At 68.9% G+C, this 24,091-nt stretch carries 16 protein-coding genes; 2 read left to right on the forward strand and 14 right to left on the reverse strand.

Translation table 11 applies throughout. The features are described from left to right. Window positions 1-53: 53 nt before the first annotated feature. The 10 genes from pks13 to glf all read right to left on the reverse strand — a co-directional run bounded on the left by pks13 (window position 54) and on the right by glf (window position 17,726). The gene (gene pks13 / locus A5681_RS11955; protein ID WP_067274239.1) at window positions 54-5,372 is read right to left on the reverse strand and encodes a polyketide synthase Pks13; all 5,319 of its coding nucleotides are present in this window, start codon (window positions 5,370-5,372) and stop codon (window positions 54-56) included. An 11-nt stretch (window positions 5,373-5,383) separates the two neighbouring features. Further along, the gene (gene fadD32, locus A5681_RS11960; RefSeq protein ID WP_067274242.1) at window positions 5,384-7,282 is read right to left on the reverse strand and encodes a long-chain-fatty-acid--AMP ligase FadD32; all 1,899 of its coding nucleotides are present in this window, start codon (window positions 7,280-7,282) and stop codon (window positions 5,384-5,386) included. Window positions 7,283-7,572: 290 nt separating this feature from the next. Then, on the reverse strand, window positions 7,573-8,583 hold the full coding sequence (locus A5681_RS11965; protein WP_067274245.1) for a cutinase family protein: 1,011 nt from the start codon (window positions 8,581-8,583) through the stop codon (window positions 7,573-7,575). Window positions 8,584-8,807: 224 nt separating this feature from the next. Then, window positions 8,808-9,710, reverse strand: coding sequence for an esterase family protein (locus A5681_RS11970; RefSeq protein WP_067274338.1), 903 nt, complete (start codon window positions 9,708-9,710; stop codon window positions 8,808-8,810). A gap of 157 nt (window positions 9,711-9,867) precedes the next feature. After that, window positions 9,868-10,917 carry a diacylglycerol acyltransferase/mycolyltransferase Ag85A gene (gene ag85A / locus A5681_RS11975; protein ID WP_067274248.1) on the reverse strand — a complete coding sequence of 350 codons (1,050 nt, stop codon included), beginning with the start codon at window positions 10,915-10,917 and terminating at the stop codon, window positions 9,868-9,870. A gap of 330 nt (window positions 10,918-11,247) precedes the next feature. Continuing rightward, the gene (aftB, locus tag A5681_RS11980) at window positions 11,248-13,218 is read right to left on the reverse strand and encodes a terminal beta-(1->2)-arabinofuranosyltransferase (RefSeq protein WP_269454951.1); all 1,971 of its coding nucleotides are present in this window, start codon (window positions 13,216-13,218) and stop codon (window positions 11,248-11,250) included. After that, window positions 13,205-14,113 (reverse strand): decaprenyl-phosphate phosphoribosyltransferase, encoded by a 909-nt coding sequence (locus A5681_RS11985; RefSeq protein ID WP_067274255.1) that lies wholly within the window; start codon window positions 14,111-14,113, stop codon window positions 13,205-13,207. Before A5681_RS11985 ends, aftB begins: the two co-directional genes overlap by 14 nt. Next, the gene (locus A5681_RS11990; RefSeq protein ID WP_067274259.1) at window positions 14,106-14,645 is read right to left on the reverse strand and encodes a phosphatase PAP2 family protein; all 540 of its coding nucleotides are present in this window, start codon (window positions 14,643-14,645) and stop codon (window positions 14,106-14,108) included. The genes A5681_RS11985 and A5681_RS11990 overlap by 8 nt, the downstream gene beginning before the upstream one ends. Next, the gene (locus A5681_RS11995) at window positions 14,638-16,533 is read right to left on the reverse strand and encodes a glycosyltransferase (RefSeq protein WP_067274263.1); all 1,896 of its coding nucleotides are present in this window, start codon (window positions 16,531-16,533) and stop codon (window positions 14,638-14,640) included. The genes A5681_RS11990 and A5681_RS11995 overlap by 8 nt, the downstream gene beginning before the upstream one ends. Beyond that, window positions 16,530-17,726, reverse strand: a complete 1,197-nt coding sequence (glf, locus tag A5681_RS12000; RefSeq protein WP_067274266.1) for a UDP-galactopyranose mutase — start codon at window positions 17,724-17,726, stop codon at window positions 16,530-16,532. Before glf ends, A5681_RS11995 begins: the two co-directional genes overlap by 4 nt. A gap of 264 nt (window positions 17,727-17,990) precedes the next feature. On the opposite strand from glf, the gene A5681_RS12005 reads away from it, so the two are divergent. Next, window positions 17,991-19,094, forward strand: coding sequence for a PirG (locus A5681_RS12005; RefSeq protein WP_197498580.1), 1,104 nt, complete (start codon window positions 17,991-17,993; stop codon window positions 19,092-19,094). Between the two features lie 132 nt (window positions 19,095-19,226). Further along, a complete protein-coding gene (locus A5681_RS12010; protein ID WP_197498582.1) occupies window positions 19,227-20,888 on the forward strand; it encodes an LGFP repeat-containing protein in 1,662 nt (553 codons plus the stop codon). Here A5681_RS12010 and A5681_RS12015 read toward each other — a convergent pair. Genes A5681_RS12015 through A5681_RS12030 form a run of 4 tightly spaced genes read right to left on the reverse strand, consistent with a single transcriptional unit; the run spans window position 20,877 to window position 24,074 of the window. Continuing rightward, window positions 20,877-21,698, reverse strand: a complete 822-nt coding sequence (locus A5681_RS12015; protein ID WP_067274277.1) for a Cof-type HAD-IIB family hydrolase — start codon at window positions 21,696-21,698, stop codon at window positions 20,877-20,879. The two genes, A5681_RS12010 and A5681_RS12015, sit on opposite strands and share 12 nt — an antisense overlap. 46 nt (window positions 21,699-21,744) lie before the next feature. Further along, window positions 21,745-22,530, reverse strand: a complete 786-nt coding sequence (locus A5681_RS12020; protein WP_067274281.1) for a lysophospholipid acyltransferase family protein — start codon at window positions 22,528-22,530, stop codon at window positions 21,745-21,747. A gap of 14 nt (window positions 22,531-22,544) precedes the next feature. Beyond that, entirely contained in the window at window positions 22,545-23,300 is a 756-nt protein-coding gene (locus tag A5681_RS12025; protein WP_067274284.1) for a lysophospholipid acyltransferase family protein, read from the reverse strand. 6 nt (window positions 23,301-23,306) lie between these two features. Continuing rightward, the gene (locus A5681_RS12030; RefSeq protein ID WP_067274287.1) at window positions 23,307-24,074 is read right to left on the reverse strand and encodes a lysophospholipid acyltransferase family protein; all 768 of its coding nucleotides are present in this window, start codon (window positions 24,072-24,074) and stop codon (window positions 23,307-23,309) included. Between the last annotated feature and the right edge of the window lie 17 nt (window positions 24,075-24,091).

Genomic DNA, 24,091 nt, shown 5'->3' on the forward strand with positions numbered 1-24,091 from the left:
CTCGGCCAGCTTTTCGGCTGTCGTGTGAGCGCGAGAAGGCTCCGCACCGGTCACTAGTTGCCCACCTCACTCTTCCGGCGGCGCCCCGCCTCGATGTTCCCCAGCGCCTCGGTCATGTGCGCGCCGACCTTGGCGATGATCGGCTCGTCGATGGCCTGGATGTGCTCGCCACCGATCGGCACGACCTCGAGGTCAGACACGTACTCACCCCAGCCGCCATCCGGCTGGCGAATGGCATACCGCGGCTCGAACTCGATGACGTCGTCATGGTAGCGATCCGCCATGTAGAGCGTGACGTGGCCGTCGTACGGCTCGATCTGCACCGTCTCCAGGGCGCGGTTGTCCAGGTAGGACGTCCGCTGGTGCTCGATGATCCCGCCCGGGACCTGCACGCCGCTCTGCTGAACGATCTCCAGCACGAACTTGACCTGACCCTCGTCGTCGAGCTCCTCGAGCTGCTCGTAGGGGATCGCGGGGATCTCGACGTTGAAGGTGCGCTCGGCGAATTTCGCGTACCGGTCCCAGCGCTTGCGGGTCTCTTCCCGCGTCTGCGGGATCTCCTCGCCGGCGCGGACCGTGTCGATCATGCCGACGAACGCCACGTTCGCGCCCATCCGCTTGAGCCCGATCGCGCAGGCGTAGGCCAACGCGCCACCCAACGACCAGCCGACAAGGATGAACGGCTTGTCCCCGTTGATCTCCAGCAGTTTGGGCACGTACTGGGCGGCCCGTTCCTGCACGGTGCCCTCGACGCGCTCGAGCCCGTACATCGGGGTGTCCGGCGGCAACCGCTTGAGCAGCGGCTCGTAGACCACCGTCGACCCGCCGGCCGGGTGGAACACGAAAACCGGTACCTGCGAATCGTTTTGCGGCGCCCGGATGGTGCGGACGAACCCGTCGAGTTCGCCGGCCTCGAGGTAGTTGCGCACCTTCTCGGCCAGCGCCTCGATGGTGTCCGACGTCCGCACGTCCTCGGCGGTGATCGGCCCATCGGCCCGCTCGGAGAGGCGCTGCGCCATCTTCTCGGCCTGCGCGTCGTCCAGCTTGGGCAGCGGGTTGAAGATGCCGCCCGGGGACTTGCCGGTGACGATCGCCCACGTCGCGAACGTGACCCGTTCGGCGGCGTCGCGCGGCGGCACGTCGGAGTTGAGCGCCTTGCTGACCGCCTCCTGGTTGAGCGCTTGCGCGGCGCCGGCCAAGTTGGGTGCGGGCTGCCCGCCGTTCGCCTTCGGCCCGGACGGGTCGGTGGGCGGCGGCGGGATCGGCACGTCCGAGGCAGGCGGCTGCGTCTCCGGCTCCGCCTGCGGGTCGGGCGCGGGCGCTGCGATCGTGGCGGGCGAGGCGCCGCTCATCAACTGCGCCTGGGCCTTCGCGATCTCCTCGGCCGAGTGCGTCTGCTGGTATTCGTGCAGCTGCTCGACCTCGTCGCGGTGCTCGACCGCGTACTTGATCAGCTCCTCGATGTTGTAGAGGTTGGCGTCGCGGACCGCCGTCAATTGGATCGGCGGCAGGTCGAAGTCGTACTCGACGCGGTTCTTGATGCGCACCGCCATCAGCGAGTCCAGGCCGAGCTCAATCAGCGGCACCTCCCACGGCAGGTCCTCGGGTTCGTAGCCCATGGCCGAGCCGACGATCAGGCCGAGCCGCTCCGCGACGGTCTCGCCCGAGTCCGGCGACCACTTGCCCATGCTGGCCGAGAAGTACCGGTTGGTCAGGCTGTCGGTCAGGGTTTCGGCTCCGGCGTCCTCACCGGACTCCTCCGGCGCGGCAACGGCCGCCCCGTTGGACGGGGCCGTGATCGCCGCGCCCGCGCCGACCGCGGCCGGCAACGCGACGCCGGTCTCGCCGGCCCGGGTCACCAGCGCGTCGTAGACCAGCGTGAAGGACTCGTCGATGCGAGCGTGCACCTGCACGGAGGCGCCGCCCGGGTGCCGGGTCAGCGTCGTCACCAGCCGGGCGCCCTCGCCGGGCACCACACGCTGCTCGGCGGCCGCCAGCTGCGCGTCCGGAAGGACCTCCGCCGCAGCGGCTTTCACCAACGCGGGCAGGTCCGTCAGGCCCCGGGGGTTGTACTCCCAGACGTGCCGGCCGTCCGGCAGCGCGACGTGGTTGCCCGGCATGAGCACCGAGCTGCTGCCATGCGCGAAGTGCACGTCCAGCCAGTGCTCCTTGCGCTTGAACCGGGTCGGCGGAATGTTGGCGTAGTCCTCGGGACCGGACGCCCGGCTGAACAGCGTCCAGATGTCCAGGTCGTGGCCGTAGACGTAGAGCTGGGCCATGGCCGCGATCATCGCCTCGACGTCGTCCTGCTTCTTGGCCAGCGTCGCGATCAGCTGCGCGTCGTGCAACCCGGCCGCGGCAGTGGTCAGGCCGATCTGCATGAGCGCCACCGGGTTGGGCGCCAGCTCCAAAAAGGTGGTGAACCCGCTGTCCACGGCGTTGCGGACACCGTGCGTGAAGTACACCGAGTGCCGCATCCCCTTGACCCAGTAGGCGACGTCGTGGATCGGCTCGCCGTCGGGCTTGATGTAGGTACCCTCGTGCACCGTCGAGAAGATCCCCACCCTGGGCGTCATCGGCTCGATGCCCTGCAACTCCGCGGAGAACTCGCCGAGCAGCGGGTCCATCTGCGAGGTGTGGCCGGCGCCCTTGGTCTGCAGCTTGCGGGCGAAACGGCCCTCGGCCTCGGCCCGGGCGACGATCGCGTCGATCTGTTCGGGCGGGCCGCCGATGACCGTCTGGGTGGGCGCCGCGTAGACGCACACCTCCAGGCCCGGGAAGTCGGCGAACACCGTCTTGAGCTCGTCGGCGGAGTACTCGACGAGCGCCATGAAGCGGATGTACTCGCCGAACAGCATCGCCTCGCCCTCACCCATCAGGTGCGAGCGCGACGCGATGACCCGGGCGGCGTCGGCCAGCGACAGCCCGCCGGCGAAGTAGGCGGACGCGGGTTCACCGAGGGACTGCCCGATCACCGCGGCGGGCTTGGCGCCGTGGTGCTTGAGCAACTCGCCGAGCGCGATCTGGATCGCGAAGATCACCACGTTGGACGTCTCGATGCCGTACTCGTGCGAGTCGTCCAAGATCAGCTCGAGCACCGAGTAACCGCGCTCATCCTGGATCAGCGCGTCGACCTTCTCGATCCACTCCGCGAACACCTCGTTGCGCAGGTAGAGGTTCTTCCCCATCTTGCGGTGCTGCGCGCCGAAGCCGGCCATCGCCCAGACCGGCCCGTTGGTCACGGGCCCGTCGACGCTGAACACGCCCGGCCGCTGCTTGCCCTCGGCCACGGCGCGCAGACCCTTGATGGCCTCTTCGTGGTCGTGGGCCAGCACGACCGCGCGGGAACGGCCGTGGTTGCGCCGCGACAGCGCCCGGCCGACCGATTCCAGGGACGACGCCTGACCTTCCGGGCTTTCCAGCCAGTCCGCGAGCTCAGCGGCCGCGGCCTTCTTGCGCGAGGTCAGGAACGCCGACACGGCGAGCGGGATCAGGGGCTTGGTCGGCTCCGCCGCCTCTTTCGCCGCGAGCTCTTCGAGCGCGATCTCCTTGAGCCGCAGCGCCTCGTCGGTGACGCCCGGCAGCTCGTAGTCGTCCTCCTCGGGCGCCTCGGCATCCGGGATGATGTTGCCGAAATCGTCGAACCGCAGCGCATGGCTCTCCATGGTGGGGGCCTCGGCGGTTTCCGCGGCCGCCTGCGGTTCGGGCGCCGGCTCCGGCTCCCGCTCGATGACGTCACGGGGCAAGACCTCGCGCACCACCAGGTGCGCGTTGGCGCCACCGAAGCCGAAGCTGGACACCCCGGCCAGGGCGTAGCCGCCGTAGCGCGGCCAGTCGGTGGGCTGGTCGACCACCTTCAGGCGCATCGCGTCGAAGTCGATGTAGGGGCTGGGGCCGGCGAAGTTGATCGACGGCGGCAGCTTGTCGTGCTGCAGCGCGAGCACCACCTTGGCCATGCTGGCCGCGCCGGCCGCCGACTCCAGGTGGCCCACATTGGTTTTCACCGCGCCCAGCAGCGCCGGGCGGTCGGCGGGGCGGCCCCGGCCGACGACGCGGCCCAGCGCCTCGGCCTCGATCGGGTCGCCGAGGACGGTGCCGGTGCCGTGCGCCTCGATGTAGTCGACGTTGCGGGGATCGATGCCCGCGTCCTTATAGGCCCGGCGCAGCACGTCGGCCTGCGCGTCCTGGTTGGGGGCGATCAGGCCGTTGGACCGGCCGTCGTGGTTGACCGCGCTGCCCGCGATCACGGCGAGGATCTGGTCGCCGTCGCGGCGGGCGTCGTCGACGCGCTTGAGCACCAGCATGCCGCCGCCCTCGGAGCGGGTGTAGCCGTCGGCGTCCGACGAGAACGACTTGATCCGGCCGTCGGGCGAGAGGACCTGGCCGATCTCGTCGAAGCCGAGGGTGACGACCGGCGTGATCAGCGCGTTGACGCCGCCGGCGACGGCCACGTCGCACTCGCCGTTGCGCAGCGCCTGGACCGCCTGGTGGGCGGCCACCAGCGAGCTCGAGCAGGCGGTGTCGACGGCGACCGACGGACCGCGGAAGTCGTAGAAGTAGGAGACCCGGTTGGCGATGATCGACGTCGCGGTGCCGGTGATGGCGTAGGGGTGCGCGACGGTCGGGTCGGACACCGCCAGGAAGCTGTAGTCGTTGTTGGAGACACCGACGTAGACGCCGACGGACCCGCCGCGCAGGCTCGACGCCGGGATGCGGGCGTGTTCGAGCGCCTCCCAGGTCAGCTCCAGCGCCATCCGCTGCTGCGGGTCGATGTTGTCGGCCTCGGTCTTGGCGACCGCGAAGAACTCGGAGTCGAACCCCTTGATGTCTTTCAGGTAGCCACCGCGGGTGCGGGCCTTGGCCATCCGCTCGGCGAGCCGCGGCTCCTCGAGAAACTCCGCCCACCGGCCCTCGGGCAGGTCGGTGATGGCGTCGCGGCCCTCTATGAGCGCCTGCCACGTCTCGTCGGGGGTGTTCATGTCCCCGGGCAGCCGGGTCGACAGGCCCACGATCGCGATGTCGACACGCTCGGCGGGGCCGTTGCGTGTCCAGTCGGAAACGTCGTCACCCGAGGTGTCGAGCTCCGGCTCGCCCTCGATGATCCGGGTGGCCAGCGACTCGATGGTCGGGTGCTGGAAGGCCACCGCGACCGACAGGGTGACACCGGTCATGTCCTCGATGTCGGCGGCCATCGCGACGGCGTCGCGCGACGACAGGCCGAGCTCGACCATGGGCACCGACTCGTCGATGTCGTCCGGCGACTTCCCGACGGCCCGGCCCACCCAGTTGCGCAGCCACTCGCGCATCTCGGGGACTGTGAGCTCGGTCTTCTTTGCGGGCGAGTTCTCCTGAGGTTCGTCTGTGTCAGCCATGGTTCCTGAATTCAGTCGTTAGCGCCGGCGAAGGCCGTCGGCGATCCGACGCCGCTACGCAGGCTGCCGTCGAGGTAGGCGGCGCGGCACGCGCGACGCCCGATCTTTCCGCTGGAGGTACGCGGAATCGTTCCCGCCTGCACCAGCAGCAGGTCGCGGATGGTTACCCCGTGCCGGACGGCGATGGCCGCCCGGATCTCGTCCGCGATCGGCTGGTAGTCGAGCTTGTGCGTGCCGGGGGCACGCTCGGCCACGATCACCAGCTGCTCGGAGCTGTCGTCGGGGTCGTACTTCAAGCCGGTGTGCGGGTTGTCGAACACCACCTGCGGCAGCTGGTTGGCCGGCACCGAGAACGCGGCCACGTAGCCGGTGCGCAGGGCGCGGCTGGCTTCCTGGGCCGAGTACTCGAGGTCCTGCGGGTAGTGGTTGCGGCCGTCGATGATGACGAGGTCCTTGATCCGGCCCGCGATATAGAGGTGGCCCTTGTGGTAGGTGCCGTAGTCACCGGTGCGCACCCACATGCCGTCGTCCGGTGCGCCCTCGGCGTGCGACTGGCTGATGCGCGACTTGAGGATGTTGCGGAAGGTCTCGGTGGTCTCGTCTTCCTTGCCCCAATAGCCGGTGCCCATGTTGTTGCCGTGCAACCAGATCTCGCCGATCTGCCCGTCGGGCAGCTCGCTGGCGGTGTCGGGGTCGACGATGACGGCCCACTCGTCGACGCCGATGATGCCGGCGGAAACCTGGGCGACGGCCTTGGGCGAATCGGGGGCCACCTCGACGAAGCGTTGCTTGTTGAGCTCGTCGCGGTCGACGTGGATGACCGTGGGCGCCTCGTCCATCGGTGTGGTGGAGACGAACAGCGTGGCCTCGGCCAGGCCGTAGGACGGCTTGATCGCCGTCTCGCGCAGGCCGTAGGGCTTGAACGCCTCGTAGAACTTGCGCATCGACGCCGGGGACACCGGCTCGCTGCCGTTCAGGATCGCCTTGACGTTGCTCAGGTCCAGCGGTGGCTCGCCGTCCTTGGGAACGCCGCGCACCGCGGCGTGCTCGAAGGCGAAGTTCGGCGCCACGGTGACGACCTCGCAGTTCGGGGCGTCTTCGGGCTTGCGCGCCATCTCCCGGATCCAGCGGCCGGGCCGGCGCACGAACGCGGCCGGGGTCATGAACGTGAAGTTGTAGCCGAGCACCGGCGACAGCAGCGCGGTGATCAGGCCCATGTCGTGGAAGAACGGCAGCCAGGACAGGCCGCGGTCGCCTTCCTTGCCCTCGAGGCCGTTGAGCACCTGCAGCACGTTGGTGGGCAGGTTCAGGTGGGTGATCTGCACGCCGGTCGGGGTACGGGTGGAGCCGGAGGTGTACTGCAGGTAGGCGATGGTGTTCTCGTCGGCCTCGGGCTCGACCCAGGTGGAGGCCACCTCGTTGGGCACCGCGTCGACGGCGATCACGCGAGGCCGTTCCTTGGCCGCCCGCGCGCGGATGAATTTGCGGACGCCCTCGGCGGCCTCGGTGGTGGTCAGGATGGTCGACGGGGTGCAGTCGTCGAGCACCGCGTGCAGCCGGCCCACGTGGCCCGGCTCGCCCGGGTCGAACAGCGGCACCGCGATGCGGCCGGCGTACAGCGCGCCGAAGAAGGCGATGAGGTAGTCCAGGTTCTGGGGGCACAGGATGGCGATGCGGTCACCGGGCTGGGTGACCTGCTGCAGCCGGGCGCCCACCGCCCTGTTGCGGGCGCTGAAGTCGCGCCAGACGATGTCGCGGTACACCCCGTCGCGCTCGGTGGAGTAGTCGATGAAACGGTAGGCCAGATTGTCGCCGCGTACCCTCGCCCACTTCTCAACGTGCTTGACCAGGTTGGTGTTGTCGGGGAACCTGATCTTTCCATTCACGATGAACGGGTTGTGGTACGGCATTCCGCTCTCCTGTCACACCTGTTTCAGGCCGGCGCTACGCCGGCATGTTGTCCTTCGGTCGGCCAAGCCGACGGCTTGCATTTCTACGCGGGCCAGTCCTTGCGCGGCGCCGCGGGCGCCAGCCTCCTGTTCATCCCAGGCCGGCTTCCACCAGGATCGGGTCCGCAACAAAGTGTTATAGCTCTTAAATTCCTCTTAATGTTAAGGGGCGGCCCGCAGCACACCAAATCACAAGGTACCGCTGATCCGCACCGGCAACGGGCTCCTGACGGCTGTGTCCCGCGCCCGGGTCATCCATGTTTGGGGTGGGGCGCGTTGGTGATCAACCCTTGGACCCAGTTCAGCGTCCAATCGGTGGCAGGCTGCCCGTCCAGGTTCCAGAACTGTGTGGTCGCGTACAACGCGTGGATGGGTTGTCCCGCACCCCCGGCCAGGGTGTTGAGGGTGTTGGGCAGGTTGGCCACGCTGAATGCCTCGTCCGGGGCGGCGCAGATGAGGTCACCCGGCGCGCAGATCTCGTTCGTCTTGTCGTTGAGCGCGCCGAACCCTCCGGGCCGCGCGCCGGTCATGGTGAGGCCCAGCCCGGAGAGCACGGGCACTTCGTGCAGTGTGACTTCGGCGCCCTGCCCGGGCGGGTTGGGCCCGATGTCGTTGCCCACGCCCGGCTGGCGGCGACCGTCGGCGATCAACGTCACACCGAGGACCAGGTCGTCGTCGACGGGTCCGCGGCCGTTGCCGATGTCGCTGGCGATGTCACCGGCGATCACCGCGCCCTGCGAGAAGCCCATCAGCACGTAACTGGTCAGCGGGCACTTGGCGTTCATGTCGGTCATCGCCTGGACCGTCGCGCGGGTGCCCTCGGCGCGGCTTTCGTTGTACGACATCTGCGTGTCGCCGCTGAGCGGGTTGTGGAACTGCGCGGTGTAGGGGGTGGTGTACTCCTGCACCCGGGACGCGGGGAACTGCTGGGTGATCGCCGCGGTCACCTTGTGCAGCAGCGCGTTCGGGAATTGCATCGGGTTGAGCGGATCATCCTGCGGCGCAGACTCCCAGGTGCCGGGGACGTTGACCAGTTGGACGTCGGGGCACGACGCGTCTTGCGAAGCGGGCCGGGGCTTGTGCGGGTGGGTGGTCGTGGATGGCGACGGCAGGACGCCCGGCGGCACCGCGCTGGGCGGCGATTCGCGGCCACGCAGCATGACGACCACCAGCACGATGACCAACAGCACCACACCCGCCATCGCCAAGGCGGCGGTCCAGGCGAGGGCTCGGTGGCGCTTACGCCGGGCGTTGGTGGCCATGTTCTCCCGCTAGCAGAGTCGGTGGAGCGCAGCGAAGCGGTCCTCCCGACCCCTGCTGCACCCTCTACACGGTACCGGCTCGCGGGATTACCTCAGCCGGGCGGCGACCCGCTACTCAGCTCCGCGGGGTGCCCCCAACGCCCGGCTCCGCCGCGCTTGCGATCGCCGCTACTCAGCCGGGCGGCGACCCGCTACGCCCGGCTCCGCCGCGCTTGCGATCGCCGCTAGCGAATCGCGCCGACGATGTCGCCCGACATGGCCCCGAGCTGCCCCGACCAGGAGCCCCACCCGTTGTCGCCGCCGCCCGGGAAGTCGAAGTGACCGTTGTGCCCGCCGTTGCTGCGGTACTGCTGGTAGAACTCGCGGGAGCTGCCCATGGCCGCGCCCGCCTGGCCGATCATGGCGGCGTCGTCGCCGCCCATGTTGGTCGGGCTGTAGACCCACACGCGGGTGTTGTTCTGCGCCAGCAACGACGCGTGCACGTAGGGGTCGTGCCACTTCCACCGGCCGAGCTGCGGCGCGCCCCACATTCCGTTGCCGTCCACACCGCCGAACTGCTGCAGCCCGGCCAGGATCGCGCCGTTGTAGTTGGTGCTCGACGGGTACAGGAACCCGGACAGCGAACCGGCGAAGCCGAAGCGGTCGGGGTGGAAGGCGGCGAGCGCCATCGCGCCGTAGCCGCCCTGCGAGGCGCCGACGGCGGCATGGCCACCGGGCGCCAGGCCCTTGTTGGCGGCCAGCCAGTTCGGCAGCTCGCTGGACAGGAAGGTGTCCCACTGCTTGCTGCCGTCCTGCTCCCAGTTGGTGTACATGCTCCAGGCTCCGCCCGCGGGCGCCACCACCGAGATGCCCTTGCCGCCGAGCGTGTTCATCGCGTTGCCCGCGGTGACCCAGTTGCTGACGTCGGGGGCCGCGTTGAAGGCGTCCAGCAGATAGACCGCGTGCGGTCCGCCGCCCAGGAAGGCCACCGGGATGTCGCGGCCCATCGCGGCCGACGGCACCATCAGGCTCTCGTAACCGGCGGCCCGTGCCTTGCCGGCCGGCCCGCCTGTCACGGTCACACCGATCAGACCGATCGCCAACGCGGCTACGGAGAACACCCGAAGAAGCGCTGACGCACCCCGCACGACCCTCATGTCACCCTCCATCGTCTAGTCGCTGACGAGCACACTAGCCAGCGCCGTAGTTCCCCCGCCCGCGGGGTAGTGAAACAAATCACACACCAAAACCACTGGCGGCGGAAACCCCGAAGGGTTCCCGCCGCCAGTTGCGTTGTTCGTGGGCTTAGGTGCCCTGGCCGTTGGTGCCGTTGCCGGCAGCCGCGGCGGCCGTGGCCGGCCCGGCGCCCGGGGTGGCGCCCAGCGCCGACTGCAGGTCAGGCTTCATCGCCTGCAGCTGCGCGCCCCAGTAGGGCCAGTCGTGGGTGCCGTTGGCGTCGAAGTTCCACACCGCGTTGTGGCCACCGGCCTGGTTGTAGGCGTCCTGGAACTTCAGGTTGGAAGTCCGCACGAAGCCCTCGAGGAACTTGGCGGGCAGGTTGTCGCCACCGAGGTCCGACGGCTTGCCGTTACCGCAGTACACCCAGATCCGGGTGTTGTTGGCGACCAGCTTGGCGACCTGAAGCGACGGGTCGTTACGGGCCCACGCCGGGTCCTCCTTGGGACCCCACATGTCGGCGGCCTTGTAGCCACCGGCGTCACCCATGGCCAGGCCGATCAGCGACGGTCCCATCCCCTGCGACGGGTCGAGCAGCGCCGAGAGCGAGCCCGCGTAGACGAACTGGTTCGGGTGGTAGGCGGCAAGGATCAGCGCCGACGATCCGGCCATCGACAGACCGACAGCGGCGTTGCTGGTCGACTTGACCTGCTTCTGCGCCGACAGGTACGCCGGCAGCTCGCTGGTCAGGAAGGTCTCCCACTTGTAGGTGGTGCAGCCGGCCTTACCGCAGGCGGGCTTGTACCAGTCGGAGTAGAAGCTCGACTGCCCACCAACGGGCATGACGACCGAGATGCCGGACTGGTTGTACCACTCGAACGCCGGGGTGTTGATGTCCCAGCCGTTGAAGTCGTCCTGCGCGCGCATGCCGTCGAGCAGGTACAGCGCGGGCGAGTTGGCCCCACCACTTTGGAACTGGACCTTGATATCGCGGCCCATTCCGGCGGACGGAACCTGCAGGTATTCCACCGGCAGACCGGGGCGCGAGAAGGCACCAGCGGTCGCCGAGCCCCCCACGGCGCCAATCAGGCCCGAGAGCAGCGCCGCGCCAGCGGCCGCCACCACGAGCCGCCGCGGCATACCTGCCACGGCGCCGCGAAACCTGTCGACAAGCGTCATCCTTGCTTCCTCATCCTTCTCGGCGCGCCCGTCATCCGGACGCGTCCATGATTTGGGTCGTACTGCATACGATCTCCGCGCAGCAGTGCTCGTGTAGTCAACCACACCTCCCGCCACCCAGTCGCATCGAGGCGGCCCGGGAAGGGGTCGGTGGGCCCGCTCTACCCGGGCGTTTCCTGGGGAAACGCCGACGCCGAAAATCGCGTTTTCGCATGTGCTTGAGCATCATGGCCAGCTGGTTAAGCGCCAATTGTGATGTTGCTGGCAATTTTTCACCGGGCGCGCGTGGCGGCAATTTTGAGATTGGCCGAAAATTCTTCTGCGCGGGGCTTACTCGCGAGGCGGCGGCGGGGCCTCTTCGGGTACCGGCAGGCCGCATCTGGCGAGCTCGTAGCGCGGCACCCGGTCTATCCGGTATTTGGTGAATTCGAAGGAATGCAGCAGGTTGGAGAGGAATCTGTGTGGGGTCATCGGTGCGCGTACCGAACTCAGCACCGCCTCGGTCTCGGGGCATTTGAGGGCGGACACCGCCTCGGCGACCCACTGCTGGTCCAGATAGCCGGGAATGCCGGGATACACCTTGACCCATGGGCCGTCGGCGATCGCCCAATCCGGGAAGAGGTTCTTGTCGTGCCCGATGCGGCCGTGCTGTAACCGTTCCGTGTGTTGCGCAAGCGGATTCGCCAGTCCGATCTGGTCGATCACCCTGACATCGAGCCCGACATTCATGCCAACCATGCCGAGGTTGGTGAAAAACACTGCGTGCTGCGGTTTTTGGGGCGGCTTGTCGGGGCCGGGCTGCGCCATCGGCACCAGGTCCCACTGGATGTAATTGCCCGACGGCAACAGCAGTGCGCCGTCGGGAGTGTTGTCCAGCGCCGTCAGGATCGCCGCCATCCGGGGATACCCCAGGTAGTCGGCGGCGGTGAGCGGATGCGCGTGGCCGGTCGCCTGCGCGTAGAAGCGCCGCTCGTCGACGATTCCGGAGTAGCTGACGTGGGTGGCGTCGTCACCCATGCCCGGTGAATTCGCCGCCCACAGTGACCAACCGGCCACACCCAGCCAGAGCACGCCGGCCGCGCCGGCCACCCAGTAGCCCGTCTCCCGCGAGTAGTCCTGCCCGTCCGGGATGGCGAGCGGGATCACCGCCACCGGGGCCAGCAAGCAGAACAGCGGCGCCAGCAGGACCCGTCCGTGCATGAAGTCGCCGCCCTGCCGAATCCAGTAGAGCGCCTGCAGCAGGCCGCTCACCAGAACGAAAGCCACCACGGCCGGCGGGCTTTGAACCGCCCGGGCCACCCGCCCGTAGTTGGGCGCGAGGGCGGGCCGCAAGAACGACGGCCGGCGGCGCGCCGCGAGCAGCAGCACCCCCAGGGGCACGAGGAGGACCACCGGCACCCACACGGCGTAGGGCGCGTCGAAATTCGACAGGTAGGTCATGCCTTGGGACCACTTGTCGCCGGCCGCGTCCTTGGCGAGCGCGGTCCCGGGCACCAGCAAGCCGTAGTAGCCCATGCGGAAGATCTCGTAGCCGACCGGCAGCAACCCACCGGCCGCGACGACCAGCACCCGGCGGCGCCAGGTCCGCGCCGCGACCAGCATCATGATCAGCGCCAGCCCGCCCATCAGCGCCAGCTCGGGCCGGACCAAGACGCTGAAGCCGGCGACGAACGCCAACGCACCGATGAAGACATCGCGATCCGGCCGGTTCCGTACGGGCTGCGCCCAGCAGACCATCATCCACCACAGCAACCCGAGGTAGGCCAGCGTCAGCCCGCTCTCCAGGCCGGAGGTGGCGAAGTCACGCGCGGGCGGCAGCGCGACGTAGACCAGCGCGCCGGCGGGCAGCATGACGGCCTTGCGGCCCCGCAGGCTGGGCGCGTACAACCGCGCGGCCCCCAGCATCAGCAGCGCCACGCCCACCACCGAAAGCGTCAGGGCCAGCGCCAGCGCCACGTATTCCATTCGCATCGGCCCGCCCACCCAGCTGCCGACGTACATCAGGTAGGTCCAGGCCGTGGAGGTGTTGGCCTCCACCCGCTCGCCCTGGTTGAAGACCGGCCCGTTGCCGGCGAGCAGGTTGCGCACCGTGCGCAACACGATCAGCCCGTCGTCGGCGATCCAGCGCCGCTGCCAAGCGCCCCAGGCGAACAGGACGGAGACCACCGCCACGCTGATCCACAGGCTGACCCGCACCAGCATCGTGTAGGGGAACACCGGCCAGCCCAACCGCCTGGTGACCGGCCGGCTGCGCATCATGCGCGCTTTGAGGGCCTGCAGTTCGGGGCTAACCGAAGGCAACGGCGGCTCCAAGCGTCGCGATCCACGCGAGGAAAAGCAGCTGCAGCACCCGGTCGCGCAGCGCGATGTCTTCGGGCTCGCCGGCCAGGCCGCCGTCGACGTCGACGGCGTAGCGCAGGATCGCGATGGTGAACGGGACCATCGATACCGCGAACCACGATCCCGAGTGGCGGTCCCGCTCGAACGCCCACAGCCCGTAGCAGAGCACCACCGCGGTGGCCGACATCGTCCAGACGAACCGCAGGTAGGTGCTGGTGTAGCTCTCCAGGGACTTGCGGATCGCGGCGCCGGTGCGCTCGGCCACCTGCAGCTCGGCGTACCGCTTGCCGGCCACCATGAACAACGACGCGAACGCCGCCGACAGCAGGAACCATTGCGACAGCGGGATGCCGGTGGCGGCGCCGCCGGCGATGGCCCGCAGCAGATATGCCGACGACACGATGCAAATGTCCATGACCGCTTGGTGTTTGAGGCCGAAGCAGTACGCCAGCTGCATGCTGAGGTAGACGGCCATCACCACCGCCAAGTCGGGCGTCAGCCACCAGGCGAGCCCCAGTGACGCCGCCCCGAGAACCACCGCCAGGGCGTAGGCCAGCCACTCGGGCACCACGCCGGCCGCGATGGGCCGGAACCTCTTGGTGGGGTGCTCGCGGTCGGCGTTGACGTCGCGGACATCGTTGACCAGGTAGATCGACGAGGCCGCGAGGCAGAACACCACGAACGCCACGGACACCTTGGTCAGCACGTCGGCGTAGTTGTAGTGCACCGGGCCGCCCAACGCGGCCAGCGGCGCGGCCAGCACCAGAACGTTCTTCACCCATTGCCGCGGGCGGATCGCCTTGACGACCCCAACCACGACGTTGCCCGAGGGCCCGGCCACCACGTCCTCACTCATTCGCCCCGACCTTCCGCGCCCGGCCCTGCAGCCGAACGGTGATTCGCGCGACGGTGGCACCGAGGACGATGCCGCAGGCCACGTCGCTGGGATAGTGCACCCCGAGCAGCATCCGCGACAAGGCCATCGGGGGAACCAGGAGGGCCGGCAGCGGCAGGCCGGTGATTCGGCCCATCAGGATGGCCGCAGCCGTCGTCGAGGTGGCATGGGCCGACGGGAAGCTCAGTTGGCTGGGGGTGCCGACGTTCACCACGACGGCCGGGTCATGCGGCCGTTGGCGCCGCACCACCCGCTTAACCAGCACGGCGGCGGCATGCGCGGCGAACGCTCCCGCACCGGCGGCCAGCCAGTCCCAACGCCGCTTCGGGGCCAGTAGCGCACCGACCGCCGCCACGGCCAGCCAGCCGAGGCTGTGCTCGCCGAAATGGGATAGGCCGCGCGCCGTCGTCAGCGCGCCGGGGCGCTCGGCGACCGCGGCTTGCACGGCCACCAGAGCGGCCACTTCGCCGCGCGGGGAGGCCGATTCAGCCATGCTCTCGCTCGGCGTGCGCGGGCAGCAGCGCCGTCTCCCATTTCTGCTTGCTGGACAGCACCGGCAGCGCGTCCCGGTACGTCTTGCGCATCTCGTCGAAGCGGCTCGCCAGGCGGCGCTGCCGGCGCAGCGAGGCGAACAGCAGCTGGAACATCTTGCGCCGGTCGCGTTGCCGGTAGACCACGCCGCATCCGTCGGCCGTCGTCACGGTGACGCCGTCGACCGTGCACAGCCGGAACCAGCGAGCGTCCTGGGTCGGCACGTTGAATTCGGGGCGCCGGTGGGCTTCGGGGTCGGCCTTGGTCGCGTTGTGCAGGATGCCGCGGGCCAGCCGGTAACCGATCGACACCGGGTTCACGGGCGGCTTCATCGCCTTGGTTTTGTTGGCCGGCGGCGGGAGTTCGCTCGCGGCGGGCAGCACCACCGCGTCCGGGTACTCCTTGCGCAGCCGATGCACCTCGGGCAGCGCGGATTCCAGGATCGAGAAGATGTGCTCCGGCCCCGCGAGGAAGTCGTCGATTGCCCTGTTCTGAATCGCGACGGTCGAATATTCAAGGCAGGCAAGGTGTTTCAGCGTTGCCTTGAGGTGACTGCGGACCAGTCCGGTGATGTCGCCGTCCCAGTGCATCGCGGCAACCACCAGCCGGTTACGCAGGTGGTAGTAGGCCTGCCAGTCGATGGCGTCGTCCTTGTCGCTCCAGGCCATGTGCCAGATCGCCGCTCCCGGCAGCGTGACGGTCGGGTAACCGTGCTCGCCGGCGCGCAGGCCGTATTCGGCGTCATCCCATTTGATGAACAGCGGCAGCGGCTGGCCCAGCTCCTCGGCGACCTGGCGCGGGATCATGCACGTCCACCAGCCGTTGAAGTCGACGTCGATGCGCCGGTGCAGCAGCGCGCTCCGAACGTTCTTGTCGTTCAAGGGATATTCGGCGAAGTCGTGGTCGTATTCGGCGTGCGGCGCGGCGGTCCACATGAAGTTCGACTGGTTGACGACCTCGCCCATGATGTGCAGGTGCGAGGGCTCCTGCAGGTTGAGCATCTGGCCGCCGATCAGCATCGGCGACTTGGCGAAGCGGTGCAGGGCCAGCACCCGCAGGATCGAGTCGGGCTCGATGCGGATGTCGTCGTCCATGAACAAGATCTGTTGGCAGTCCGTGTTTTTCAGCGCCTCGTACATCACCCTGCTGTAACCGCCCGAGCCGCCGAGGTTCGGCTGGTTGTGGATGGACAGCCGGTTGCCCAGCCCCGCGGCCGCCGCCGGGAAGTCCGGGTGGTCGCGCACCTTCCGGGTGCCCTGGTCGGGGACGATCACGGCCCCGATCACCGCGTCCACCAACGGATCTGCGGTGAGGTCGGCCAGCGCGTTGACGCAGTCGGCGGGTCGGTTGAACGTGGGGATGCCGACGGCGATGTTGGCCGTGCCCGGCGCGGGCTCGGTCGCGTACCAGCCACCGCTCACCAGGTTCACCGCGGTGTCGGTGGTGATGTCGAACCAGATCCAGCCGCCGTCCTCGAACGGCTTGAGCGGAACCTCGATCTCGACGACGGCCGGCTGGTCGTCGGTGCCGATGAATTGGCGGCCCTCCACCGAGATTCGCACGCCGGTGGCCTTGGTCCGGTACACGTCGACACGTCCGGTTCCGGTGAGCTCGACGCGCAGTACCACCGACGTGCAGATGGACCAGCGGCGCCAGTAGCTGGCCGGGAACGCGTTGAAGTACGTGGCGAACGACACCTCGGACTCTTTGCCGATCTCCAGCGAGGTACGGCTGGTCGCGTGCGCGCGCCGCGCGTTGGTGGTCGATTCCTCCAGATACAGCTTGCGCACGTCGAGGGGTTCACCCGGACGCGGCAGGATGATTCTGGAAAGCAGGCTTACAGCGGTCATCCCCCCGCGCCTTCCTCCACTAGAGCCTTGCCCTCGCGCAGGTGCGGCGCGAGGGTGTTGTCGTACATGTTCAATGCGCTGGCAATCGCCATGTGCATGTCCAGGTATTGGTAGGTGCCGAGCCGCCCGCCGAAGAGCACTTTCGCCGACGCGGTTTCGGCCTTCGCCCGGGCACGGTACGCGGCCAGCAGGGCGCGGTCGGCCTCGGTGTTGATCGGATAGTAGGGCTCGTCGTCGTCTTCGGCGAACCGCGAGAACTCCCGCATGATCACCGTCTTGTCGGTCGGGTAGTCGCGCTCGAGGTGGAAGTGGCGGAACTCGTGGATGCGGGTGTACGGGACGTCGAGGTCGTTGTAGTTCATCACCGCGGTGCCCTGGAAATCGCCGATCGGCAACACCTCGACCTCGAAATCGAGTGTGCGCCAACCCAGCCGGCCTTCGGCGTAGTCGAAGTAGCGGTCCAGCGGGCCGGTGTAGACGACCGGGGCGTCGGGGTTCTCCGCGCGCAGCCGGTCGCGCACGTCGAACCAGTCGGTGTTCAGCCTGACCTCGATGCGGTCGTCGGCGGCCATGTTCTGCAGCCACGCGGTGTATCCGTCGGCCGGCAGGCCCTCGTAGGTGTCGGAAAAGTACCGGTTGTCGAAGGTGTAGCGCACCGGCAGCCGGGTGATGTTGGCGGCGGGCAGTTCCTTGGGATCGGTCTGCCACTGCTTGGCGGTGTAGCCCTTGACGAACGCCTCGTACAGCGGTCGCCCGATCAGTGAGATCGCCTTCTCTTCGAGGTTTTGCGCGTCCTCGGTTTTGATCTCGGCGGCCTGCTCGGCGATGAGCCGGCGCGCCTCGTCCGGGGTGAAGTACTTGCCGAAGAACTGCGACACCAGGCCGAGGCCCATCGGGAACTGGTAGGCCTGCCCGTTGTGCATCGCGAACACCCGGTGCCGGTAGTCGGTGAAGTCGGTGAACTGCCGCACGTAGTCCCACACCCTCTTGTTGGAGGTGTGGAACAGGTGGGCGCCGTACTTGTGGACCTCGATGCCCGTCTGTGGCTCGGGCTCGGAATAGGCGTTGCCGCCGATGTGTGGGCGGCGTTCCACCACGAGCACGCGCTTCCCGAGTTGGGTAGCCACGCGCTCGGCAATGGTCAGGCCGAAGAATCCGGAGCCGACGACAAAGAGGTCAAAGCGAGCGGTCATCGGTTGCTTAGGGTATCCGACCGCGTGGGCCTAACCCATTTGGCGAGGCCAGGGAGTCCGCGATCGGTCGCGTCGCGGGTTTTCCTGGCCCCTGAGCCCGGCGATCACGGTCCGGGTCGCAATTACCTCACGATTCAATATCACCACTCTAGTCACAGCAATCTCACTCGTACCATCGACTCTGTGTGGTTGTCGCCAGCTAGGAACCGGTAAGGCCGCACTGACACAACACAGTTGACGATTGGTCAGATTGAGGAGACTTCCGTGCCGAATCGACGCCGACGCAAGCTTTCGACAGCCATGAGCGCGGTCGCCGCCCTGGCAGTGGCGAGTCCTTGCGCATACTTCCTTGTCTACGAATCGACGGCCGGCAGCAAGCCGCCTGAGCACCACGACTTCAAGCAGGCGGCCGTGATGACCGACCTGCCTGGCGAGCTGATGGGCGCGCTGTCGCAGGGGCTGTCGCAATTCGGGATCAACCTGCCCCCGGTGCCAGCGCTGAGCGGGGGTGCGACCAGCACTCCGGGCCTGGCCAGCCCCGGCCTGGGCACTCCGGGCCTCGGGACTCCGGGACTCACCAGCCCGGGCCTGACCAGTCCGGGTCTGACGAGCCCGGGGTTGACCAGCCCCGGCCTGACGAGCCCTGGCCTGACCAGTCCGGGTCTGACGAGCCCGGCTCTGACCAGCCCGGGCCTGGCGCCCACGACGCCGGGTCTGACCGCGCCAGGCGCGCTGCCGACCACCCCGGGCGCCGGGGTGGCGACCCCGGGTGCGGGGCTCAACCCGGCGCTGTCCAACCCCGGGCTGACCAGCCCGGCCGGGGTCGCGCCCGGAGTGGGCAGTCCGACGGCCGCCGGTGAAGTGCCGATCACGGCACCGGCCAGCCTGGACCCGGGCGCCGACGGTACCTACCCGATCCTGGGCGACCCTTCGTCCTTCGGTAACGGTTCACCGATTGGCGGCGGCACCGGCCTCGGCGGCGGCGGCGGAAGCTCCAGCAGCGGCGGCGGCGGTGGCCTGGTCAACGACGTGATGCAGGCCGCCAACCAGCTTGGCGCCGGTCAGGCCATCGACTTGCTCAAGGGCTTGGTGATGCCGGCGATCACGCAGGGTCTGCACGGCGGGGCGGGTGCAGCCGGTGCGCTGCCAGGCGCCGCCGGTGCGCTCCCGGGCGCCGCGGGTGCCCTGCCGGGCGCTGCGGGTGCTCTTCCGGCCGCCGCGGGCGCCCTGCCGGCGGCCGCCGGTGCGCTGCCGGGTGCTGCCGGTGCGCTCCCGGGTGCCGCCGCGGGGGCCTTGCCGGCCGCCGCGGGCGCTGCCGGGGCGTTGCCGGCTGCCGCGGGCGCGGCACCGGTCCTGCCCCCCGTCTAGACCTTCGGGGAACCCTCCAACCAGACGGCACCGCAGAGTTCTTCTGCGGTGCCGTCGAATTTCGCTGGCAGATTAGCCGCGCCGGTGGTCGTGTCGTCTCATCATTAACATTAGAAACACAAGTAACATCGCCTGGTGTCTCGTAGTCGTGGGCCGACGACGTTGCTCACCGCCATCGCGGCGACCGTCGTCATCGTCTCCTGGGTGGCGGACGCGGCGCGCGACCACGGCACCGCCAGCTCGCCACCGGCCCATGACACCCAGCTGACCGAACAGCCGCTCGTCGGGTTGGGCGGCGGCGTCACGGTTCGCCAGATCAGCCAGGAGACCCCCTTCTCCCTGGTCGCGCTCACGGGCGACCTGGCGGGCACCTCGACCCGCGTGCGGGCCAGGCGGCCGGACGGTTCGTGGGGGCCCTGGTACCAAACCGAGTACGAGACGGCGGCGCCTGACGGGGCGGCGGCGGCCGGATCGCTCGAGGGACCGCGCGGGACCGACCCGGTGTTCGTGGGCACCACCACCACGGTGGAGATCGCGGTCACCCGTCCGATCGATGCGCCGCTGACCCTGGGGCCACCAACCGCCGGCGGCGGAGCGCCGTCCGCACCGCCCACCGACACCGGCCTGGGCTACAAACCGGCGTCCCGGGAACAACCCTTCGGGCAGAACATCTCCGCCATCCTCATCTCCCCGCCGCAAGCGCCGGCGAAGGCACAGTGGACGCCGCCGTCGGGGGTGTTGATGCCCGGCCAGGCCCCCGCCATCATCAGCAGGGCGGAGTGGGGCGCCGACGAGTCGCTGCGATGCGGTAGTCCGCAGTACGACAACGGAATTCGCGCCGCCGTCGTGCACCACACCGCGGGCAGCAACGACTACTCACCGCTGGAATCGGCCGGCATCGTCAAGGCCATCTACACCTATCACAGCAAGACCTTGGGCTGGTGCGACATCGCCTACAACGCCCTGGTCGACAAGTACGGCCAGGTGTTCGAGGGCAGCGCCGGCGGCCTGACCAAAGCGGTCGAGGCCTTCCACACCGGCGGATTCAACCGCAACACCTGGGGCGTGGCGATGATCGGCAACTTCGACGACGTACCGCCGACGCCGATCCAGCTGCGCACCCTGGGCCGGTTGCTCGGCTGGCGGTTGGGCCTGGACGGCGTCGACCCCAAGGGCACCGTGTCGCTGGAGTCGGCGGGTAGCCACTACACCACCTTCCCGGCCGGTTCCGTCGCGACGCTGCCCACGATCTTCACGCACCGCGACGTCGGCAATACCGATTGCCCGGGCAACGCCGCCTACGCGCTGATGGACGAGGTGCGCGACGTCGCTGCGCATTTCAACGATCCGCCCGAGGAATTGATCAAGGCCCTGCAGGGCGGTGCTATCTACGACCACTGGCAGGCGATGGGCGGGATGAACAGCGTGCTGGGCGCGCCGACGTCCCCCGAGGACAGCGCGGAGGGCGACGCGCGGTACGTCACGTTCGCCCGCGGTGCGATGTACTGGTCGCCGGAAACCGGCCCGCAGCCCGTCACCGGCGCGATCTACGACGCCTGGGCGTCACTGAGCTACGAACGCGGACCGCTCGGCTTGCCGACCAGCGCGGAACTTCAAGAGCCGCTGCAGATTACGCAGAATTTTCAGCATGGGACGCTGAACTACGAGCGCCTCACCGGCAACGTGACCGAGGTCGCGGAGGGCATCACCACGCCGCTCTCGACGCAATCGCCGAGCGGCCCCACCGTGCCGCCCGAACACTTCTCGTTACCGGCGCACCCGTCAGCCACCTAGCCACCAGCGCTCCAGCACCCGGCCCACCCCGTCGTCGTTGTTGACGGCGGTCACCTCGTCCGCCGCGGCCAGCACGTCGGGATGCGCGTTGCCCATCGCCACGCCGTGACCGGCCCAGCGCAGCATCGGCAGGTCATTGGGCATGTCGCCGAAAGCCAGCACCTCGCCGCTGGAGATCTGCAACGGCCTGGCGATCTCGTCCACGCCGGTGGCCTTGCTGGTGCCGAGCGGCACGATCTCCACGAGGCCGTTGTTGGTGGAGTAGGTGATATCGCCCTCGATGCCGACATGCCGGGCCAGCGCGGCGGCCATGTCGGCGCTGCGGGCCCCACTCTTGCGGATGAGCAACTTGATTGCGGGCGCGCTGAGCAGGTCCTCGATCGACACCTCGGTGTTGTCCGGGTTCAACCACGCGTGCTCGTAGCCCGGCGAGCTGATGAATTGGGGGGTTGCCGTGTCGTGGGCGCGTTCGCCGATTCGCTCGACGGCCAGGCCGGCGCCCGGGATGACACGCGTCGCGAGCTCCGCCAGCTCGGCCAGCGTGTCGACGGGCAACGTCCGCGTCGACACCACCCGGTCGGTGGCCGGGTCGTAGACGACGGCGCCGTTGGCGCACACCGCGATCGGCGCGAAGCCGAGCGCGTCGACGACGGGGCGGATCCACCGCGGCGGGCGGCCGGTCGCCACGACGAACGTCGCACCGGCATCGACGGCGGCGCGCACGGCATCGCGGGTGCGCGGGGTGATGGTTTCGTTGTCGTCGAACAGGGTGCCGTCGACGTCGCAGGCGATGAGCGCCGGCTGAGTCACTGTGCAGTCATCTGGACGGTTCCGCGTTCGCAGCTCGCCGGTGTGGTCAATGCACTCCGCTCTGGTCCTGTCCGGGCCGGGTCACGCCGTCGGTGCCGTACTTCTGCATCCGCGCCTGCAGCTCCGACAGACGGATCGCCCGTGAATCCTCCTGGCTGGGCGCGGTGCCGCCCAGGCGCCGCGGGACCCAGTATTCGCCTTCCGGGTGGGGGTATTCGTCCTGCACCTGGTACAGCAACGCGTTCATCGCCTGGCGCAGCGCCGCGTTGAGCTGTTCGGGCGTGCCGTGCGGCTGCAGCGGTCGACCCGCGGCGACGGTGATCGGAACCTTGTTGCGCCACAATTTCTTCGGATGATCCTTGGGCCAGATCCGGTGAGCGCCCCAGACGATCGTCGGGACGATCGGCACCTGGGCGTCCAGCGCCATGCGGGCCGCGCCGCTCTTGAACTCGCGCAGCTCGAAACTCCGGCTGATCGTGGCTTCGGGATGCATCCCGATGAGCTCGCCCTGGCGTAGGCGCTGCACCGCGACCTCGAGCGCGTCATGGCCGGTCCTGCGGTCCACCGGGATCAGCCTGGCGTGGTTGATCACGTAGTTGACCGCCTTCACGTCGGCCATCTCGGCCTTGATCATGAAGTACGCCCGCCGGCCGCGTTCGCGCACCGCGAGCAGCGTTGGCAGCCAGTCCAGGTAGCTGGTGTGGTTTTGGGCCAGCAGGGCGCCGCCCCGCTCGGGGATGTTTTCCAGGCCGCGAAAGGTGAACTTGGTTCCCTGCATCGCGACCATCGGCGGCACGACCCACTCGCACAGCCGGTAGAACCCCTCGGGCATGTCTTCTCCTTCGCCTACCGCGACGGCCGTCCACTACGACCCGCGGCCCGGGCCGCGGCCTCGTCCGCCTCCATCCGGGCGGCCTCCGCCATGGTCGGTGCCCCGCCGCCGAGCCGGCGCGGCGTCCAGTACGCGCCGGGTTCGTGCGGATAGTCCTCTTGGACGTGGTGTAGCAGTGCGGTCATCGACTCGCGCAGGGCGGCGTCGGTCCGCGCGATGTCTCCGGCGGCCGGCACTGGCGCGCCTGCTTGCACTTTAATCGGCACCTTGGCGCGGCCCAGGTTGCGTGGGTGATCCTTGGTCCAGATGCGGTGGGCGCCCCAGACGATCACCGGGATGATCGGGACGTCGGCTTCGATGGCCATGCGGGCGGCGCCGGTCTTGAATTCCTTGAGCTCGAAGCTGCGGCTGATGGTGGCCTCCGGATACACCCCGACCAGCTCGCCCTCGCGGAGCCGCTGCACGGCCACGGCGTAGGCGCCGGCCCCGGCGCCGCGGTCCACCGGGATCGTTCGGGTGTGCTTGATCAAAAAGTTGACGATCCGCACCTGCTGCATCTCGGCCTTGATCATGAACCGCAGCCGGCGTCCGCGCCTGTGCACGGCCAGGGCGGCGGGCAGGAAGTCGACGTAGCTGGTGTGGTTGATCGCGATCACGGCGCCGCCGGAGTCCGGGATGTTCTCCTCGCCGCCGTAGGAGATCTGAGTGGCGGTGGCCAGCACCACCAGCCGAGCCAGAACCTCGAGCGTGCGGAAGATCGGCTCCACCATCGTTCGCTACTCCGGAGCTCCCGTGGATCGAGCCCGGCGAGCAGCGCGAGCGGCGGCCTCCTCGGCGTCCATCTGGGCGGCTTCGGCCAGCGACGGGGCACTGCCGCCCAGCCGGCGCGGCACCCAGAACTCACCCGCCGGGTGCGGCCCGTACATCTCCTGGGCCTGCTCCAACAGGTGTTGCATCCGCGAGTGCAGCAGGCCCTTGAGTTCCTCGACACCCAGCGTCGGTTCGATCGGCTCGCCGACGAGCACCGTGATCGGCACCTTCGGGCGCATCAGCTTCTTGGGGTGCCCCTTGGTCCAGATGCGCTGCGCGCCCCAGACGATCACCGGAACGATCGGCACCCCGGCCTCGACGGCCATCCGGGCGGCGCCCGATTTGAACTCCTTGATCTCGAAGCTGCGGCTGATGGTTGCCTCCGGATAGACGCCGACCAGCTCGCCGTCCTTGAGATTCCTGACCGCCTCCTCGTAGGACGCGGCCCCATCCTGCCGGTTCACCGAGATGTGCCGCAGGCTGCGCATGATCGGGCCGGTGATCTTGTGGTCGAACACCTCCTGCTTCGCCATGAACCGCACCTTGCGACCCAGTCCTTGCTGGTAGGCGGGCAGACCCGCGAAGGTGAAGTCGAGGTAGCCGGTGTGGTTGATGGCGATGACCGCGCCGCCGGTTTTGGGCAGGTTTTCGACGCCCGAGACGGTGATCTTGAGGCCCTGAAGGCGCCACACCAGGCGGGCGAGTTGGATGACAGTCCCGTATACCGGTTCCACAGCTGATCAGCCTAATG

This window comes from Mycobacterium scrofulaceum (assembly GCF_001667885.1).
Lineage (GTDB): Bacteria > Actinomycetota > Actinomycetes > Mycobacteriales > Mycobacteriaceae > Mycobacterium > Mycobacterium scrofulaceum_C.